Genomic DNA, 18448 nt, shown 5'->3' with positions numbered 1-18448 from the left:
AAGAAGTTGAAAGTTTTTCCACGCGACATATTGACGCTACCCGCCCGCGGGGCCAGTCTCCTACCCGGAGTTCCCACGGGCGGGAACTCCGCCCCCACACTCGATGGCCCGGCGCGTGGCTGTCTTCGGGGCACCTTTGTGCCCGAACACGAAGGAGCCGCACCATGAGATCGCGTTTTCTGCGCGCGGGTCTGGCCGCCCTGCTCAGCACGGCCGGGCTCGTCGGCGTCTCGCAGCAGCCGGCCCAGGCAGCACCGCCCGGAAGCAAGGACGTCACCGCCACCCTCTTCGAGTGGAAGTTCGCCTCGGTCGCCAAGGAGTGCACCAACACCCTCGGCCCGGCCGGGTACGGCTACGTCGAGGTGTCGCCGCCCCAGGAGCACGTCCAGGGCGCGCAGTGGTGGACCTCCTACCAGCCCGTCAGCTACCGCATAGCGGGCCGGCTGGGTGACGGGACGGCCTTCAAGAACATGGTCGACACCTGCCATGCCGCCGGGGTCAAGGTCATAGCCGACGCCGTCGTCAACCACATGAGCGCCGGCTCGGGCACCGGCACCGGCGGCACGTCGTACAGCAAGTACAACTACCCGGGGTACTACCAGGACCAGGACTTCCACTCCTGCCGGACGAACATCTCCGACTACACCAACCGCGACAACGTCCAGAACTGCGAACTCGTCGGGCTCTCGGACCTGAACACCGGCAGCGACTACGTGCGCTCGACGATCGCGGCGTACCTGAACGGCCTCATCGCGCTGGGCGTCGACGGATTCCGCATCGACGCCGCCAAGCACATGGCGGCGGCCGATCTCTCCGCGATCAAGGCCAAGCTCAGCAACCCGTCCGTCTTCTGGGCGCAGGAGGTCATCTACGGTTCCGGGGAGGCCGTGCAGCCCGGCGAGTACACCGGCACCGGTGACGTCGACGCCTTCCAGGGCGCCTACGACCTCAAGCGGATCTTCACCGGTGAGAAGCTCGCCTACCTCAGCAACTGGGGCGCCTCTTGGGGCGCGGGCTACCTCGCGAGCGGCAGTTCACGCACCTTCGTCGACAACTGGGACACCGAGCGCAACGGTTCGACCCTCACCTACAAGGCGGGCGCGACCTACACCCTGGCCAACGTCTACATGCTGGCCTGGCCCTACGGCTCGCCCAACGTGTACTCCGGCTACGAGTTCTCCGACAACGACGCCGGCCCGCCCAACGGCGGCACCGTCAACGCCTGCTACAGCGACGGCTGGAAGTGCCAGCACGCCTGGCCGCAGATCGCGGGCATGGTCGGCTTCCGCAACGCGGTCGCCGGCACCGCGGTGACCAACTGGTGGTCCAACGGCAACAACGCCATCGCCTTCGGGCGCGGCAGCAAGGGCTACGTCGCGATCAACCACGAGAGCGGCTCCCTCACGCAGACCTTCACCACCTCGCTGCCCGCCGGCACCTATTGCGACGTGCAGCACGGCGGCGCCACCTACACCGTCGGCTCGGACGGCAGGTTCACCGCCACCATCGGCGCCAACGACGCGGTGGCGCTCTACACCGGCGCCCCCTGCGGCAGCGGAGGCGGCGGCACGACGCCCGCGGGCGGGGCGTCCTTCTCGGTCAACGCCACCACGGTGTGGGGCCAGAACGTCTACGTCGTCGGCAACAACGCCGCCCTCGGCAACTGGAACACCGGCAACGCCCTGCCGCTGTCCTCGGCGGCCTACCCGGTGTGGAAGCTCGACGTCTCCATGGGCGCGGGCACGTCCTTCGAGTACAAGTACATCAAGAAGGACGCCGGCGGGAACGTCACCTGGGAGTCCGGCGCCAACCGTACGGCGACCGTCCCCACGAGCGGCAAGGTGACGCTGGGCGACACCTGGCGCGCCTGACCCCTCCCTGCGCTCCGGCGCCTCAGCAGCGACCCGGCGCGGTGTCCAGGACGGCGAGCAACGCCGTCAGGGCATCGCGCTGGTCCGTGTCCAGGGGGGAGAGCAGCTCCTCGGCCGCCGCCCGGCGGGCGCGGCGCAGCCGCCGCACGGCGTCGTCGCCCTCCTCGGTGAGCTCGATGCGCACCACCCTGCGGTTGACCGGGTCGGGCGCCCTGCGGACCAGTCCCCGCTCCTCCAGGGCGTCGGTCAGGCTCGTCACCGCGCGCGGCACGACGTCCAGCCGCTCGGCGAGGTCGGCCATCCGGGGCGCGGTCCCGCTCTTGAGGATGTGCGCGACCGTGCGCAGCATGCGTGCCTGGGCCGGGGTGATGCCCACCGGCTCCAGGTGCCGCCGCTGTGCGCGGTGCAGCCGGCGGGTCAGCCACAGCAGCTGGTCGGCGAGGCGCCCGGTGCTCTCGTCGGTGTCCGCGGCGGAGGTGCGGGATTCCATGGTCAGAGAGTATCAGGATGCGGTTCATTGTGAGTATAGGTAACAATGAACTACACTCTCATCGCCTTGACATGCCCGGACCTTTCGGAGGCCCTTTGCACCCCGATCAATCCCCGCGGTGGACCCCGCCGCCCAAGGACCCCGCCCGACCCAACGACGTGCGCCGCGTCCTGCGGCTCTTCCGTCCCTACCGCGCCCGCCTGACCGTCGTCGGGCTCCTCGTCGGCGCCGCCTCACTCGTCTCGGTCGCCTCGCCCTTCATGCTGCGCGAGATCCTCGACACCGCGATCCCGCAGGGCCGCACCGGGCTGCTGAGCCTGCTCGCCCTCGGCATGATCGCCACCGCCGTCCTCAACAGCGTCTTCGGCGTCCTGCAGACCCTGATCTCCACCACGGTCGGCCAGCGCGTCATGCACGACCTGCGCACCGCCGTCTACGAGCAGCTGCAGCGCATGTCGCTCGCCTTCTTCACCCGGACCCGCACCGGAGAGGTGCAGTCCCGCATCGCCAACGACATCGGCGGCATGCAGGCCACCGTCACCTCCACCGCGACCTCGCTCGTGTCCAACCTCACCAGTGTCGTGGCCACCGTCGTCGCGATGATCGCCCTGGACTGGCGCCTGACCATCGCCTCCCTGCTGCTGCTCCCGGTCTTCGTGTGGATCAGCCGCCGGGTCGGCACCGAGCGCAAGAAGATCACCACCCAGCGCCAGAAGCAGATGGCCGCGATGTCCGCGATCGTCACCGAGTCGCTGTCCGTCAGCGGCATCCTCCTCGGCCGCACCATGGGACGCGCCGACTCCCTCACCCGCTCCTTCGCCGAGGAGTCGGACCGGCTGGTCGACCTCGAGGTGCGCTCCAACATGGCCGGCCGCTGGCGGATGTCCACCATCGGCGTCGTCATGGCCGCCATGCCCGCGCTCATCTACTGGGTCGCCGGCATCGCCGTCAACGGAGCGGGCGGTGCGGTGTCGATCGGCACGCTCGTCGCCTTCGTCTCGCTCCAGCAAGGCCTGTTCCGGCCCACCGTCAGCCTGCTGTCGACCGGTGTCCAGGTGCAGACCTCGCTCGCGCTCTTCCAGCGCATCTTCGAGTACCTCGACCTGCCCGTCGACATCACCGAGAAGGACGAACCCGTACGCCTCCCGCGGGTCCGCGGCGACATCCGCTTCGAGGGCGTCGGCTTCTCCTACGACCCGGCCACGCCCGGGCGCACCCTCGACGGCATCGACCTGACGGTCCCGGCCGGCGGCAGCCTCGCCGTCGTCGGAGCCACCGGCTCCGGCAAGAGCACCCTCAGCTACCTCGTGCCCCGGCTGTACGACGTCACCGAGGGCCGCGTCACGCTCGACGGCGTCGACGTCCGCGACCTCGCCTTCGACACGCTCGCCGCATCGGTCGGCGTCGTCTCGCAGGAGACGTACCTCTTCCACGCCTCGGTCGCCGAGAACCTGCGCTTCGCCAAGCCCGACGCCACCGACGAGGAGGTCGTCGCCGCCGCCCGCGCCGCGCAGATCCACGACCACATCGCGGGGCTGCCCGACGGCTACGACACCGTCGTCGGCGAACGCGGCTACCGCTTCTCCGGCGGCGAGAAGCAGCGCCTGGCCATCGCGCGGACGATCCTGCGCGACCCGCCGGTCCTCATCCTCGACGAGGCCACCAGCGCGCTGGACACCCGTACCGAGCACGCCGTCCAGGACGCCATCGACGCCCTCTCGGCGGGCCGTACGACCCTCACCATCGCCCACCGGCTGTCCACCGTCCGCGACGCCGACCAGATCGTCGTCCTCGACCACGGCCGGATCGTGGAACGCGGCAGCCACGACGAACTGCTCGCCCTGGACGGCCGCTACGCCGCCCTGGTCCGCCGTGACGCCCAACTCGTCCATACGGCATGATCCTCGGCCATGGGACCCATCGCGGGGGCGGAACTCCCCGGCTACCGGCAGATCGAGGCGGACGCCTGGACCAATGACCACGGCGACCTCGTCAGCCTGCACTGGTTCGACGTGCCGCCGGACATCCCCGCGCCCCTGGAGGACCTGCCGCGCCTGCGCCACGCCCTGGCCCACTACACGGCCGGGGCGGGCGGCGGCCTCATCGAGGCCGACGTCCTGCACCTGGGAACGGTCCCCACGTTGCGCCAGGTCATCAAGGTCCCCCTGCCGGACCGCCCCACCGGCCAGGCGTTCCTCGGCAGCTACACCCTGCCCCGGGCCTCCTGCAGCGCCGTCGTGAAGGTCCAGGCCCTGGAGCAGGGCACCACCGGCGTCCGGGAGGCGCAGGTGCTCATCGAACTCGGCCCCGAGCGCTACTTCATGCCCCACCCCTACGCCTCGGACCTGCGGCAGGGCCTGCCCTTCCACTGGGGCGACGCCCCCCACTACGACGCGCACTTCCCCGACCACCCGCTCACCCGGGTCCGGGACGCACTGGCCCAACTCGCCGTCTCGCTCCAGGTGGCACCGGAGTACGCGGCCCTGCCTCCCTTCGCGGGACCGGCCGCCACCACGCCGTAGACCCGGGTGAGCAAGCGCACACCCCGCCCCCGGCGAGCGCCCGCCCGGCGCCCGGCACCGGCGCTAGGGTGAGCGGCGCCGCACAGACCGCAGGAGGTAACCGATGGCCGCTTCCGACCGTTCCGCCCTGCTGCTGGCCAGACTGCTCGCCACCACGGGCACCGCCCACTTCGTGGCGCCCCGGCCCTTCGACGCGATCGTCCCGCGCGTCCTGCCCGGCGAGCCCCGCACCTGGACCTACGTCAGCGGCGCGGTGGAGCTGGCGCTCGCCGCGGGCATCGCCCTGCCCCGCACCCGCCGGGCGAGCGCCCTGCTGGCGGCCGGTTTCTTCACCGCCGTGCTCCCCGCCAACGTGAAGATGGCCCGGGACTGGCGCGACCGGCCCGCGCCCCTGCGGAAGGCGGCCTACGCCCGGCTGCCGCTCCAGGCGCCGCTCGTGCTGTGGGCCCTGAAGGTGAGCCGCGACAACCGCCCCTGACCCGCCCGCGGGGCGTTGTCGGTGCCTCGTTCTACTCTCGAACGGTGACCTCGCCCAGGAGTCTGTCCGTCGCCGTCGTCGCCGACCCCCTGGGGGCCGGCGGGCGGCTGCAGGCGCTGCACGAGGACGGCACCGCGGACGGTCCCCCGCAGACCGTCGGCGACCTCGTGACGGCCGTCGCCGAGCGCGAGGCCCGGCAGGCGCCGCGCTGGGTGTGGGCCGCCACCGACGAGATCTACCCGCCGCTGCTGGAGCGGCTCCCGGCCCGTCCGGCCCGGTGCCACGACCTCAAGCTCGTCGAGGCCCTGCTGCTCGGTTCCGAGGAGCGCTGGGGCCTGCCCCGTTCGCTGGGCGCCGGCTGGGCCCGGCTGCGCGGACTCCCCGTGCCGGACGACGCGCGCGAAGGCGGCTCCGACGACCAGCCGGTGCTCTTCGCCGCCGACCGCCATCATCTGCCGCCGGGCACCGACCCGCTGGAAGCGGTGGTCGCCGTGCACGCCGACCAGCAGCGCCGGATCGCCCTGTCCGAGCACCCCGACCGGCTGCGCCTGCTGGCCGCCGCCGAGTCCGCCGGCGCCCTGGCCGCCGCCGAGATGACCCGGGACGGCCTGCCCTGGAGCGCCGCCGCCCACGACGCGGTGCTCACCGGGCTGCTCGGCCCCCGTCCGGCGGGCGGCGTCCGTCCCAAGGTGCTGTCCGAGCTCGCCACCGGCATCCATGAGGCCCTGGGCCGCCCGGTGAACCCCGACTCGCCCGCCCAACTGCTGCCCGCCTTCGAGCGCGTGGGCGTGCGGATCACCTCGACCCGCTCCCATGTGCTGAGGGAGGTCGGGCATCCGGCCGCCGCGTTGCTGCTGCGCTACAAGGAGCTCTCCCGCATCCACAGCGCCCACGGCTGGGCCTGGCGTGAACAGTGGGCGCCCGCCGGGCGGTTCCACCCCGAGTACGTCGTCGGCGGTGTCGTCTCCGGCCGCTGGGCCACCCGCGGCGGCGGAGCGCTGCAGATCCCCCGGCAGATCCGCGCCGCCGTGGTCGCCGACCCCGGGCACCGGCTGGTCGTCGCCGACGCGGGCCAGCTGGAACCCCGCGTCCTGGCCGCCCTCTCCGGCGATCCCGGGCTGGCGGCGGCCGCCGCCGAGGGCGACCTGTACGCGGCCCTCGCGCGCACCGCGTTCGGGGGCGACCGCGCGCGGGCCAAACTGGGCCTGCTGGGCGCGATGTACGGCCAGACCAGCGGCGAGGTGGGGCCGCTCCTCGAGGTCCTGCGCCGCCGCTTCCCGGACGCCATGCGCCTGGTGGAGTCCGCCGCCCGCACCGGCGAGGGCGGCGGTGTCGTCCGGTCCCACCTCGGGCGTACGTCACCGGCGCCGTCCGCCGACCGCCAGGAGCTCACCGACGCCCAGGCCCGCGCCTGGGGCCGCTTCACCCGCAACTTCGTCATCCAGGCCACGGCCGCCGAATGGGCGCTGGCCGTGCTGGCCTCCCTGCGCCGCCGCCTGGCCGCCCTCGACGGACGGCCGCGCCTGGTGTTCTTCCTGCACGACGAGGTCATCGTGCACACCCCCCAGGAGCTGGCCCCCGCCGTGGAGCACGCCGTCGCGGAGTCCGCGGAGGAGGCCCGGCGCCTGCTCTTCGGCCCGACGCCGGTGCCCTTCCCGCTGCACACCCACGTCGTCGAGTGCTACGCGGACGCCAAGTGAGCGGCGCGCGGTCAGTCCGTCACGAGCACGACCTCCAGGGTGCGCGGCCCGTGCACGCCCTCCACCCGGTCCAGTTCGATGTCGCTGGTGGCAGAGGGCCCGGAGATCCACGTCAACGGCCGGACGGGATCCAGCCGTTCCAGCGCCTGCGGCACCGAGTCCACGACCTGCTCCGGGACGCGCACGACGACGACGTGGTGGTCCGGGACGAGCGTGATCCTGCGCCGCCCCTGGTCGGGCCCGGCGTCCAGCACGATGGTGCCGGTCTCCGCGATCGCCACCGCGCAACCGGTGACGACGCTGTCGACGGCGTCCAGTTCGCGGGCCGTCAGCGCCGCGGAATCGGCCACCCGTTCCACGTCCTGCACCGCCGAGAGCCACCGCTCCGGAAGGCCGGGCGGGACGACGACCCGGCGGGCGCCGCGCGCGGCCAGCAGGCCGGCGAGGCGGCCGGGCAGCTCCTCGCCGGTGGCGCGGTGGACGATGGCACGGTAGTCGGCGAGGTTCTCGGCCAGCAGATCGGCGGTCTGCGCGGCGTCCCGCCGTCCGTGGACGCGCAGGTAGTCACGGTCCACCGCGCCGCGCGCCGGTGCCGTCCCGCGGGGCGCGTCGGCGAGGGCGCGGCGGATCCGCCCCAGGACCTGCTCACGGGTGCTCACTTGGTGCCCTCCCTGCTCTCGGTGCTGCCGCTGTCGCTGCTGTTGCCGGCGCCGGCGGTGCCCGGTCCCCGGGTGCGCCGCCACCAGTCGCGGAAGGACTCCGCCGGCACCGACGGGACGTCCCGGGTGTCGGTCCACGCCTTCCCGGGACCCGGCAGCCGGCTCGGGTGGAACCTGCGGGTCCGCGACGCCAGCCGCTGGCCGGCGCGCAGCGCGGCCGGGTGGTCCAGCGTCCAGCGCGCCGCGCGCATGGCCGCCCGCTCGGCCGCGTGGCCCTTGGCGGGCCTGAGCGTCACCCTGTTGCCCGCCCGGGTCACCTCGCCGCCCTGCACGACGCGTTCCCGCAGGTGGACGAGGACCTCCGGGATGTCGATGGCAACCGGGCACACCTCGTAGCAGGCGCCGCAGAGGGACGAGGCGTACGGCAGCGAAGCGTCGATCGCGGTGTCCATGCCGCGGAGCTGCGGGGTGAGGATGGCGCCGATCGGCCCGGGGTAGGCGGACCCGTACGCATGCCCGCCGGCGCGCTCGTACACGGGGCAGACGTTGAGGCAGGCCGAGCAGCGGATGCAGCGCAGGGCCTGCCGGCCCACCTCGTCGGCGAGGGTGTCGGTGCGGCCGTTGTCGACCAGGACGAGGTGGAAGGCGCGCGGTCCGTCCTCGTCGGTGGTCCCGGTCCAGGTGCTCGTGTACGGGTTCATCCGCTCGGCCGTGGAGGAGCGCGGCAGGAGCTGCAGGAAGACCTCGAGGTCCTGCCAGCTCGGCAGCACCTTCTCGATGCCGACCACCGAGATCAGGGTCTCGGGGAGCGTCAGGCACATGCGGCCGTTGCCCTCGGACTCCACCACGACCAGGGTGCCGGTCTCGGCGATCATGAAGTTGGCGCCCGAGATGCCGACCTTGGCGCGCAGGAACTTCTCCCGCAGGTGGAGCCGTGCGGCCTCGGCCAGTTCGGCGGGGGAGTCGGAGAGCCCCTCGGGCGCCGGACGGCCCCAGCGGCCCATGGCCTCGTTGAAGATGTCGCGGATCTCGGAGCGGTTGCGGTGGATCGCGGGCACCAGGATGTGGCTCGGCAGGTCGTCGCCAAGCTGCACGATCAGCTCGGCCAGGTCCGTCTCGTAGGCGGAGATCCCGGCCTCGGCGAGCGCCTCGTTGAGACCGATCTCCTGGGTCGCCATGGACTTGACCTTGACGACCTCGGTCTCGCCGGTGGCGCGTACCAGGTCCGTCACGATCCGGTTGGCCTCGTCCGCGTCGACGGCCCAGTGGACGGTGCCTCCGGCGGCGGTGACCGCCTCCTCCAACCGCACCAGGTAGTGGTCGAGATGGCGCAGCACGTCGTCCTTGATCTGCTTGCCCGCCGCCCGCAGTTGCTGCCAGTCGTCGAGTTCGGCGACGGCGCGGGCCCGCTTGTCCCGGATGGTGTGGGTGGCGTGCCGCAGGTTGCCGCGCAGCGTCGTGTTGTGCACGGCCTCGCCGGCGGCGACGGGGAAGGCGGGCATGCCCAGGTAGGTGCCGCTCATCGGATGCCTCCGTAGGGCTGCTCCTCGGTCGACGCGAGGATCTCGGCGAGGTGGACCGGACGGACCTCGGAGCCGAGCCGGGCGAGGGTGCCGCCGATGTGCATCAGGCAGGAGTTGTCCACCGTGCACACGGCGCGCGCGCCGGTGGAGGTGATGTTGCGGGCCTTGTCCGCGCCCATCGCCGCGGACACGGCCGCGTTCTTGACGGCGAAGGTGCCGCCGAATCCGCAGCATTCCTCGGCGCCCGGCAATTCGACCAGCTCCAGCCCCTTCACATGGCTGAGCAGCTCCACCGGGCGGCGGCCCAGCCCCAGCATCCTCAGGCCATGACAGGTCGGATGATAGGTGACGGGATAGGGGAAGTAGGCGCCGACGTCCGTCACCTTGAGCACGTCCGTGAGGAACTCGGTCAGCTCGTAGGTGCGCGGCACGACGGACGCGGCGACGGCGGCGAGGCCCTCGCCGCGCCCCTCCGCGCGGGCCCGGTCGCCGATGCGGGGATAGTTGTCCCGCACCATCGCGGCGCAGGAACCGGACGGGGTGACGATGTAGTCGTACCCCTCGAAGGCCTTGGCGTACCGGGTGACCAGGGGCTCCGTCTCGTGCCGGTAGCCGGTGTTGAACTGCGGCTGGCCGCAGCAGGTCTGCGCGGCGGGGAAGTCCACGGTCACCCCCAGCCGCTCCAGCAGGGTCACGACGGCCTTCCCCGTCTCGGGGTACAGCGTGTCGTTCACGCAAGTGACGAACAGTGCTACGCGCATGCGGCCTCCTCACGGTCGGCACGGCCACCCGTGGGCCCATACTGCCGTATACGCCCCGCACTATGGGGCAGAGATCGGATGTCTGCGCGCCGCAGAAGGTGCCATTGACGAGCCATGTCGGGGTGTCCTAACGTCCCTGCCATCGATTGAAACCTTTCATATCAGACCCGAGAGGCCAGAGCCGACCGTGCAGCGCGTCTGTTTCCTGTTGAAGGTCCGGAAGGACCGGCTCGCCGAGTACCGCGAGCGTCACGCAGCCGTCTGGCCCGAGATGCTGGACGCCCTCTCGGCCACCGGCTGGCACAACTACTCGCTCTTCCTCCGTGAGGACGGCCTGCTCGTCGGCTACCTGGAGACCGAGGACTTCGCGGCCGCACAGGAGGCGATGGCGGCGACCGACGTCAACGCCCGCTGGCAGGCTGAGATGGCGGACTTCTTCGAGGCGCTGGACGGGGCCCGGCCCGACGAGGCCATGCGGCCGCTCGCGGAGGTCTTCCACCTGGCGTGACGTCGGGCCCGTAGCCCGCGCGGACGATCCGCCCCGCCCCGGAGGCCACCGTTCCGCTCCGCTGCTTCCGTTCGGCCGGCCGGACACAGTGGGCACCGACGCCGTCACCTATGCGTAGCATGAACCCGCGGCCTGTGGCGGGCCGGCGGCAGGAGGTAGGGCGGAGCTCGTGACACGCATGGTGGGGATCAAGGACGTCGCCCGGCAGGCGGGCGTATCGGTCGGCACGGTGTCGAACGTGATCAACCGGCCCGACATGGTCTCCGAGGACACGCGTGCCCGGGTGCTGTCGGTCATCGAGCAACTGGGCTACGTGCGCAGTGAGTCCGCCCGGCAGTTGAGGGCGGGCCGCAGCAGGATCATCGCGCTGCTCGTGCTCGACATGGCCAACCCCTTCTTCGTGGACGTCGCCTCCGGGGCCGAGCGGGCCGCCCGGGAGACCGGGCTCGGCGTCATGCTCTGCAACAGCGGCGAGAGCCCTTCGGAGGAGGCCGACTACCTCGGGCTCTTCGCCGAGCAGCGGGTGCGCGGCGTCCTGGTGACGCCGGCGGACACCAGCGGCCGGAACATCGCCTCCTTCCGGCGCCACGGCATCCCCTTCGTCTTCGTGGATCGCGTCGTGCCGAGCGCCGAGGCCTGCTCGGTGTCCGTGGACGACATCGAGGGCGGCCGCCTCGCGGTCGACCACCTCATCGAACGCGGCCACGAACGCATCGTCTACGTGAGCGGTCCGATGCACCTCGCCCAGTGCCAGGACCGGCGCACCGGCGCCCTGGACGCGCTCGCCGCCGCCGGGCTCCCCGCCGAGTCCCTGGCGCACATCGAGGCGGAGCGTCTGGACGTCCCCTCCGGACGCGACGCCGGCGCCCGGCTCCTGGGGATGGCCAACCGCCCGACCGCCGTCTTCTGCGCCAACGACCTGCTCGCGCTGGGCGTGCTGCAGGCGCTGTACGCGGCGGGCATCGCGGTGCCGGAGGAGATCGCGCTGGTCGGTTACGACGACATCGAGTTCGCGGCGGCGGCGGCGGTGCCGCTGACGTCCGTGCGGCAGCCCGCTTACCGGATGGGCCGCGCGGCCGCCGATCTGCTCATCGAGGAGACCGGGGACGCGGCGGAGGAGCACGAGCACCGGCGCATCGTCTTCCAGCCCGAACTCGTCGTTCGGGGCTCCACCCTCGGCAAGAGCGGCCGCGCCGCCCGCTGAGCCCTCCGGGGAGGGTGCCGGGCCCTGTCGGGTCGTGCCCGGCCCTCGGGCCGATCCGTTCCGCCGGAACCACGCACCTTCGCCGGGTCGGAACTCCAGGGTCGGGCCGGGCCGGGCCGTCAGCCGGCAGCGGCCACCGGTTCCGGCGTCCGGGCCGCGTCCAGGGCGCGGTCCCGTCCCCGCAGGTAGGCGCGGATCTCGCGGACCGCGCTGCGGCCGGCCCGGTTGGCGCCGATCGTGCTCGCGGAGGGGCCGTAGCCGATGAGGTGGACGCGCGGGTCGGCGGCGACCTGGGTGAGCCCCTCCAGACGGATGCCGCCGCCGGGCTCGCGCAGGCGCAGCGGGGCGAGGTGGTCGAGGGCGGCACGGAAGCCGGTGGCCCACAGGATGACGTCGGCGGTGACGTGGCGGCCGTCCGCCCAGGTCACGCCGTCCGGCGTGATCCGCTCGAACATGGGGAGGCGTTCGAGGATGCCGCGCTCGCGGGCGCGCTCCATCGCCTCGGTCATGGGCAGCCCCGTCACGCTGACGACGCTCTGGGGCGGAAGGCCGTGCTTGACGCGTTCCTCGACCAGCGCGACCGCGGCCCGTCCCTGATCCTCCCCGAAGGGGCCGGTGTGGTAGGCGGGCGGCCGCCTGGTCACCCAGGTCGTCGCGGCCGCGCCACCCGGCTCGTGGAGCTCCATCAGCAGCTGGACGGCCGAGGTGCCGCCGCCGACCACGATCACGTGCTTCCCGGCGAACTCCTCGCGCCCGCGGTACCCCGCCGTGTGCAGCTGGCGGCCGCGGAAGGCCTCCTGGCCCGGGTAGCGGGGGACGAAGGGCCGGTCCCAGGTCCCGGTCGCGTTGATCAGCGCGCGGGCAGCCCACGTGCCGGCGTCGGACTCGACCAGCAGGCGCCCGTCCGGGCCCTCGCGGACCGTGGAGACGTCGACCGGGCGGTGCACCCGCAGGTCGAAGGTGCGCTCGTAGCGGTCGAAGTACTCGGCGACGACCTCGGCGGACGGCCGGTCGGGGTCGGCGCCCTCCAGCTCCATGCCGGGCAGCGAGTGCACCCCGTGCGCCCTGCCGTACGTCAGCGTCGGCCAGCGGAACTGCCAGGCGCCGCCGGGGCCGGGGGAGTGGTCGAGGACGACGAAGTCCTCGTCCGGCCGCATGCCGTTCCGTCGCAGGAAGTACGCACCCGAGAGCCCGGCCTGCCCGGCCCCGATGACGGCGACGTCCACATCCACATGGTTCACGTTTCCACTAACTACGGGCGTTCGTGGAAGCTTCCCGCGGACACCTCGCGCCGCAGCCGGGCCACCCGCGCGGCGGCCTCCTCCAGGCGGGACAGCGGCAGGTCGCCGTCGGCGACCGCGCGGGTGGCCGCGGTCCGGATGGCCTCCAGGACGCCCGCCCCGCAACGGGGCCCGAGCTGCAGCAGGTCCACGCCCGAGAGCCAGGCCAGGACGGCCGCGCCCGGTACGCCCCAGCCCTCCACGACCTCGTCGGTGTCCAGCGGTTCGCTGATCACGACCGCGCCCTCGCCGAACTCGTCCCGCAGCAGTTCGGTGACCGCGGGGCCGCTGAGCGCGGCCGGCACGTCGACGGTGACCGCCCCGGCCCGTTCCAGGCCGCGCCGGAGCCATTCCGGCGGTCTGTGGGTCCGGCCGACGGGCAGCAGGCAGACGTCGACCAGCGCGGCGACGCGGTGCGGTGCGTACACGTGGGGGTCCCCCTCTGGCGCTCGGGCGGGCGCTGCCGACCCTATCCCGAGGGACGGCAAGTGGTCCAGACCAATCGTGGGCGGCCGCCCGAATCAGGACAGCCGCCCCCGTCGTGCGGCGCCGTTCACCGGCCTCAGGAGAGCAGCAGTGGCGCCCCGCCCGGCGCGGACGCGGGCCGGCCGTTAGCCGCCGGCACGCCCGGGAGGGGCGCGGCGGGCGCCCTCTCGAGCAGCCCCCGTGCGATCAGTTCGGGCGTGACGCCCTCACCGAACCAGTACGCCTCCTCCAGGTGCGGGTAGCCCGACAGCACGAAGTGGTCGATCCCCAGGGCGTGGTACTCCTCGATCCGGTCGGCGACCTCTGCGTGGCTGCCGACCAGCGCCGTCCCGGCCTCGCCGCGCACCAGGCCCACCCCGGCCCACAGGTTCGGCGAGATCTCGAGCCCGTCGCGTGAGCCGCCGTGCAGCGCCGGCATCCGCTGCCGACCCACCGACTCGCTGCGCCCCAGGGCCTCCTGTGCGGCGGCGACCGTGTCCTCGTCGAGGTCGTCCAGGAGCCGGTCCGCCGTGGCTCACGTCGGGGAGGCGGTGAGCGGGCGCGCACGCCGCCGCGTCCGCGGAACCGGTCGGGCGCAGGCGCCGGCGCTACGACTCGTCGCGGGAACCCGGACGGGGGCGGTGCGGGGAGGGCGCGAAAAGGCGCACGGTAACGGCGCGCGCGAAAGGCGCGCGAAGAGGTGAGGAAGCGTCAGCAGCCGCGGCGACAGGCGGCGGAGGCCACCCGCAACAGGTCGATGTGACCGCGCGTGGTGAGCAGAACGGGACGCGACATGTCCACGACCGCAGCCAGGCCGTCCACATGGCCTCAACGGCGTCTCGGCCCTCGGAACGCCCGCGCCGCCCCCGCCACGCGGCGGGTTCTCGGGTGGGCCACCATGGTCACATGGCCGACGCTTTCTCCACCCGCACCCTCGACGTCACCACCGGCAGCAGGGAGACGGTCCACGACCTGACCGGCGCCTGCGCCGACTTCCTCGACGACGTCGCCCACGGACGCGACGGGCTGCTCAACGTGTTCGTCCCGCACGCCACCGCCGGGATCGCCGTCATCGAGACCGGCGCGGGCAGCGACGACGACCTGCTGGCCGCGCTCCACGACCTGCTCCCCGCCGACGACCGCTGGCGCCACCGCCACGGCAGCCCCGGCCACGGCCGCGACCACGTGCTGCCCGCGATCGTCCCGCCGCACGCCACGCTCCCGGTGATCGGCGGCCGGCTGGAGCTCGGCACCTGGCAGTCCGTCGTCCTGGTCGACACCAACCGCGACAACCCGCGGCGCCAGGTCCGGCTGAGCTTCCTCGGATGATGCGTATCGCGGAGCCGCAGCGTCGCAGTCCTGTCGCATCGAATGTCCTTGCCCGGCGGGTGACCCTCGCGTCGATGCCGAGTGCGGCCAAGAGACCCGCGCCCCGTGTTCGAGGGTGTTCCGTCACGGCAACGCGTCACCCGTCGAGATCTCCGAACTCCTCCGCCGGTACGCCTACGCGGGAGAGGACGTCCAGCGCCTGCTGTCTCGCGGAGCCGGCGGCGGCGTCCCCGTTCTTGCGGAGGGAGCGGCTGAGCGCCGCCAAGGTGCGGGCCTCGCCCAGCCGGTGGCCGGTCCGGCGGTGTATGGCGAGAGCCTCGCGGCCGAGGGTGACCGCCGCGCCGTACGACGCGTCCGACTCCGCCAGCTCCCCCATGACGGTCAGCGCCTGACCCTCCACCACGCGAAAACCGTGGTTGCGCGCCAGGTCCAGCGCCTGCCGCGCCAAGCTGCGCGCATCCTCGTGGCGGCCCAGCTGATGGTGTGTCAGGGAGAGCCCCAGGATGCAGTCCGCTTCGGTGCGTCTGTATCCCGACTCGCGGGCCAAGGTGAGAGCCTGTTCGCCGGCCCGCAGTGATCGGTCGAGCCGCGCCAGCTTTCGGTGGGCAGCGGCGATCGTGTTGAGGAGCGCGGCCTGAATCCAGCGCCGCCCTCTGCCCTTGCCCATGGCGAAGGCACGCTCCGCCTGTTCCAGCGCCTCGTCGTGGTGACCGAGTTCGAGGTTGATCCTCGCGACGGCGTCCAGCATCATGGCGCGGTCGTTGCGGTAACCACCCTTCCTGCTGAGGGTGACCTCGGGACCGAGGGCATCAAGGCCGTCGGCCAGACGGCCTAGTTCCCAGTACACCAAGCCCAGATTCTGCAGGGCCAGACTGTGGTCGGACCAGCCGATCTCCCCGATGCGCACGATGGCCGATTCGAGGTGGTCTGCGGCCTCACGCAGGCTGCCCAGATCCCGGCAGGTCACACCGAGGACTACCAGGCCCAGTGCTTCGAGGTGGAGGTTTCCGGCTTCACGGGCGATCCGCAAACCGGTGGTGACGTGCTCGCGCGCGCTGTCGAGACGTGCCATCCCCCATTCCGCCTGGGCCATGCCGCCGAGACCCGCTGCCTCGCCCGCCGCCCAGCCGAGTCCCCGACTGATCTCGTGTACGCGTGTGTGGTGATCCATCGCCTGTCTGCCGTAGCCCCGGTCCGACGTGAGCAGTCCGAGGCTGCTGTGCATGGCCGCCTGGCCGAACAGGTCGCCTTCGGCCACGGCCGCGTCGAGGGCCGCCTGTGCGGTGGCCTGCCACGTCGACCGCGGCAGATGGAGCCAGAAGTACCCGAAGAGCGCGTTGGCCAGGTGCCAGGCGACGGCGCGGGGACCGTGGCGGCCGGCGTGGTTGATGACGGCGAGCAGGTTCGCCCGCTCCGTCTCCAGCCATCGTCCGGCTCCGGTGACGGAGGGAACGGTTGACGGATCGCCGGGGACGAGGTCGTGGGGCAGCTCTGGGAAGAGCCAGCTTCCCCCGGTGGCGCGAGCGGCGCTCAGGTACCAGATCAGGACCCGCTTCAATGCCGCCTCACGATCCGCGACGGCCTCCTCCACCTGCGCGCGCTCCCTCGCGTACTCGCGGAGGAGATCGTGGAAGAGGTATCGGCCCGCCGTCGCGGCTTCGATCAGGTGGGCCGCGGCCAAGGCGCTGAGCAGGCGTCTGGCGTGCGGCAGCGGTGCGTCCAGGAGTGCTGCCGCGACCTCGGCGGTGAAATCCGGCCCGGGGAAGAGGCCGAGCAGGCGGAACAGCCTGCGTGCGGTGGGCATGAGAACCCCGTACGACGCGGAGAAGGCCGTCCGCAGGGGTGAGGCGTCGTCATCCGGTTCCAGTGCGCCCAACCGGTTGCCCTCGGACATTTCGGTGACCAGGTCGGCCAGGCGCAGGCCCGGATCGCCCGCCAGCCGGGCGGCGGCCACGCGCAGTGCCAGCGGAAGTCTGCCGCACAGCCGGATCAGTTCGTCGGCCGCGTGCGGTTCGGCGGAGAGGCGGTCGGCTCCGAGCGTCCGGCTCAGCAGCGCGCGGGCCTCGGCCGGCTGGAGGAGGTCCAGGGGCAGGGCGTGTGCGCCGTCGCGGGCGACAAGGTCGCCGAGCCGGTTGCGGCTGGTGACGACGACGCAGCAGGACGGGCTGCCCGGGAGCAGAGCGCGGACCTGTTCCGCCGATGCCGCGTTGTCCAGCAGGATGAGCAGGCGTCTGCCGGCCAGCAGGGTCCGGTACACGCGTGCCTGCGCCTCGCCGTTCAGGGGGATCTCCGACGCCCCGAGCCCCAGGCTGCGGAGCAGGAGCTCCAGGGCTTCGCCGGACTTCAGCGGCGGCCGGTCGTGGTCGAAGCCGTGCAGGTTCACGTACAGCTGACCGTCGGGGAAGCGATCACGTACCTGGTGTGCCCAGTGCACCGCCAGAGCCGTTTTGCCGATACCGGCGGCGCCACCGATGGCGGAGATGACCACCGTGTTCCCCGGCGCCCGGCCGTGCTCCGGCGGAAGCAGCGCGTGCAGTCGGGCGAGTTCTCCGCTGCGGCCGGTGAATCCCGCAGTGCCGTGCGGCAACTCGGCCGGCACCAACGGCGCGAGGTCGCGCGACGGGTGGACGGACCGCGCCTGTGACCCCGGTCGTCTCGGTGCGGCTGCGGCCGGATCATTCAGGAGGGTGAGTTCGGACGGCCTCGGCACGGCAGGAGGCGTCGGACCGAGGAGGCAGACGTCGTCCTGGCGCAGGACGGTCTCGTACACCCGGCGCAGCTCCTCACCGGGATCGACTCCGAGCTCGTCGCGCAGGCGCACGCGCATGTTCTGGTAGGCGTTCAGCGCCTCGGCCTGACGTTCGCAGCCGTACAGGGCCCGCATGCGCAGCGCCAACAGCGACTCGTCGTACCGATCGGACGCGGACTGCGCGGCGAGGTCGTCCAGGGCATCGCCGAACCTGCGGAGCAGAACCAGACTCTCGAGCCGAGCCAGCCGCAGCGTTCGCCTGCGCTCGAGCAGTCGGTCGCGCTCGGAGTGCGCGAACGGTCCCGGCAGGTTGGCCAGCGGCTCGCCCCGGAACAGCGCGAGCGCCGCGGACAGTTGGTCCGTCGCGGCGGTCAGGTCACCGGCCGCCTTGGTCCGCAGTGCCTCGTCGCCCCGCTCGCCCAGGTCCGCCACATCGAGCCGGACGTCCTCGGCGGCGACGCGGTACCAGCCCTTGCCGCTGAGGATCACCGACTCCGTATGCGGGGTGCCCTCGGTGTCGAGTGCCCTGCGCAGCGGGTTCACATGGCTGGCCAGCACCTTGTGACCGGATGCGGGCGGTTCCAGGCCCCACACTCCGTCGAGCAGTTGCTCATGGCTCACGACGGTGCCCTGACGGAGCAGCAACGCGGCCAGCACGGCCTGTCGCTTGACGGGGCCCAGATCCAGCGGTCTTCCGTTCCGCCAGGCCCGTAGTGGCCCGAGCACCTCGATCCGAAGCCGTTGAGGAGATCCCCCGCCCATCTCCAAGCCTCCCCTGCCGTACATCATCGGAATTTCATCGGCATTGCAGCACGCCCGGTCATGGTGACGGACATGACATCGCACAATCCGCACAACCGCAGGGGGTCGGAATGACCGGAGTGGATTTGGTGGTCACCGCGTTGGCCA

Annotated in this window: 15 protein-coding genes and 1 pseudogene; 8 read left to right on the top strand and 8 right to left on the bottom strand. The window is 72.6% G+C overall.

The annotated features are described in order from the left end of the window. Window positions 1-164: 164 nt before the first annotated feature. Window positions 165-1871, top strand: a complete 1707-nt coding sequence (locus OG937_07935; protein WUD71626.1) for an alpha-amylase family glycosyl hydrolase — start codon at window positions 165-167, stop codon at window positions 1869-1871. A gap of 22 nt (window positions 1872-1893) precedes the next feature. On the opposite strand, the gene OG937_07930 is transcribed toward OG937_07935, so the two are convergent. After that, window positions 1894-2361: a MarR family transcriptional regulator gene (locus OG937_07930; protein ID WUD71625.1), complete on the bottom strand. Its 468-nt coding sequence runs from the start codon at window positions 2359-2361 to the stop codon at window positions 1894-1896. 158 nt (window positions 2362-2519) lie between these two features. Here OG937_07930 and OG937_07925 point away from each other — a divergent pair, with 158 nt between their 5' ends. From OG937_07925 to OG937_07910, 4 genes are all read left to right on the top strand, one after another. After that, window positions 2520-4262 (top strand): ABC transporter ATP-binding protein/permease, encoded by a 1743-nt coding sequence (locus OG937_07925; GenBank protein ID WUD78667.1) that lies wholly within the window; start codon window positions 2520-2522, stop codon window positions 4260-4262. A 9-nt stretch (window positions 4263-4271) separates the two neighbouring features. Beyond that, window positions 4272-4883, top strand: coding sequence for a hypothetical protein (locus tag OG937_07920; protein WUD71624.1), 612 nt, complete (start codon window positions 4272-4274; stop codon window positions 4881-4883). 103 nt (window positions 4884-4986) lie between these two features. Then, on the top strand, window positions 4987-5361 hold the full coding sequence (locus tag OG937_07915) for a hypothetical protein (protein WUD71623.1): 375 nt from the start codon (window positions 4987-4989) through the stop codon (window positions 5359-5361). A gap of 44 nt (window positions 5362-5405) precedes the next feature. After that, complete coding sequence (locus tag OG937_07910) at window positions 5406-7061, top strand: bifunctional 3'-5' exonuclease/DNA polymerase (GenBank protein WUD71622.1); 1656 nt, start codon at window positions 5406-5408, stop codon at window positions 7059-7061. An 11-nt stretch (window positions 7062-7072) separates the two neighbouring features. On the opposite strand, the gene OG937_07905 is transcribed toward OG937_07910, so the two are convergent. From OG937_07905 to OG937_07895, 3 genes are read right to left on the bottom strand one after another with little or no spacing between them, the layout of a single operon-like run. Next, a complete protein-coding gene (locus tag OG937_07905) occupies window positions 7073-7720 on the bottom strand; it encodes an LUD domain-containing protein (protein ID WUD71621.1) in 648 nt (215 codons plus the stop codon). Next, window positions 7717-9243 (bottom strand): LutB/LldF family L-lactate oxidation iron-sulfur protein, encoded by a 1527-nt coding sequence (locus tag OG937_07900; GenBank protein ID WUD71620.1) that lies wholly within the window; start codon window positions 9241-9243, stop codon window positions 7717-7719. Before OG937_07900 ends, OG937_07905 begins: the two co-directional genes overlap by 4 nt. Next, the gene (locus tag OG937_07895) at window positions 9240-10004 is read right to left on the bottom strand and encodes a (Fe-S)-binding protein (protein ID WUD71619.1); all 765 of its coding nucleotides are present in this window, start codon (window positions 10002-10004) and stop codon (window positions 9240-9242) included. Before OG937_07895 ends, OG937_07900 begins: the two co-directional genes overlap by 4 nt. A gap of 187 nt (window positions 10005-10191) precedes the next feature. Here OG937_07895 and OG937_07890 point away from each other — a divergent pair, with 187 nt between their 5' ends. Further along, complete coding sequence (locus OG937_07890; protein ID WUD71618.1) at window positions 10192-10512, top strand: L-rhamnose mutarotase; 321 nt, start codon at window positions 10192-10194, stop codon at window positions 10510-10512. 178 nt (window positions 10513-10690) lie between these two features. Next, entirely contained in the window at window positions 10691-11716 is a 1026-nt protein-coding gene (locus tag OG937_07885) for a LacI family transcriptional regulator (GenBank protein ID WUD78666.1), read from the top strand. Between the two features lie 119 nt (window positions 11717-11835). On the opposite strand, the gene OG937_07880 is transcribed toward OG937_07885, so the two are convergent. The 3 genes and pseudogenes from OG937_07880 to OG937_07870 form a co-directional block, all read right to left on the bottom strand. Further along, complete coding sequence (locus OG937_07880; protein WUD71617.1) at window positions 11836-12957, bottom strand: NAD(P)/FAD-dependent oxidoreductase; 1122 nt, start codon at window positions 12955-12957, stop codon at window positions 11836-11838. Between the two features lie 11 nt (window positions 12958-12968). Beyond that, window positions 12969-13424, bottom strand: a complete 456-nt coding sequence (locus OG937_07875) for a hypothetical protein (protein WUD71616.1) — start codon at window positions 13422-13424, stop codon at window positions 12969-12971. A 134-nt stretch (window positions 13425-13558) separates the two neighbouring features. Further along, window positions 13559-13996 (bottom strand): annotated as a pseudogene (locus OG937_07870) (LLM class flavin-dependent oxidoreductase). A gap of 371 nt (window positions 13997-14367) precedes the next feature. On the opposite strand from OG937_07870, the gene OG937_07865 reads away from it, so the two are divergent. Next, complete coding sequence (locus OG937_07865; GenBank protein ID WUD71615.1) at window positions 14368-14790, top strand: secondary thiamine-phosphate synthase enzyme YjbQ; 423 nt, start codon at window positions 14368-14370, stop codon at window positions 14788-14790. Window positions 14791-14926: 136 nt separating this feature from the next. Here the strand turns inward: OG937_07865 and OG937_07860 are convergent, their stop codons facing one another. Then, entirely contained in the window at window positions 14927-18196 is a 3270-nt protein-coding gene (locus tag OG937_07860; GenBank protein ID WUD71614.1) for a tetratricopeptide repeat protein, read from the bottom strand. Window positions 18197-18448: the final 252 nt, after the last annotated feature.

It is taken from the genome of Streptomyces sp. NBC_00510 (assembly GCA_036013505.1).
Classification (GTDB): Bacteria; Actinomycetota; Actinomycetes; order Streptomycetales; family Streptomycetaceae; genus Actinacidiphila.
This window is presented reverse-complemented; position numbering and strand designations above follow the sequence as displayed.

Bases quoted from the DNA above. Each gene is read 5' to 3' on its own strand.
- OG937_07935 (WUD71626.1), top strand. From the start codon at position 165: ATGAGATCGCGTTTTCTGCGCGCGGGTCTGGCCGCCCTGCTCAGCACG.
- OG937_07930 (WUD71625.1), bottom strand. From the start codon at position 2,361: ATGGAATCCCGCACCTCCGCCGCGGACACCGACGAGAGCACCGGGCGC.
- OG937_07920 (WUD71624.1), top strand. From the start codon at position 4,272: ATGGGACCCATCGCGGGGGCGGAACTCCCCGGCTACCGGCAGATCGAG.
- OG937_07915 (WUD71623.1), top strand. From the start codon at position 4,987: ATGGCCGCTTCCGACCGTTCCGCCCTGCTGCTGGCCAGACTGCTCGCC.
- OG937_07900 (WUD71620.1), bottom strand. From the start codon at position 9,243: ATGAGCGGCACCTACCTGGGCATGCCCGCCTTCCCCGTCGCCGCCGGC.
- OG937_07895 (WUD71619.1), bottom strand. From the start codon at position 10,004: ATGCGCGTAGCACTGTTCGTCACTTGCGTGAACGACACGCTGTACCCC.
- OG937_07885 (WUD78666.1), top strand. From the start codon at position 10,691: ATGGTGGGGATCAAGGACGTCGCCCGGCAGGCGGGCGTATCGGTCGGC.
- OG937_07865 (WUD71615.1), top strand. From the start codon at position 14,368: ATGGCCGACGCTTTCTCCACCCGCACCCTCGACGTCACCACCGGCAGC.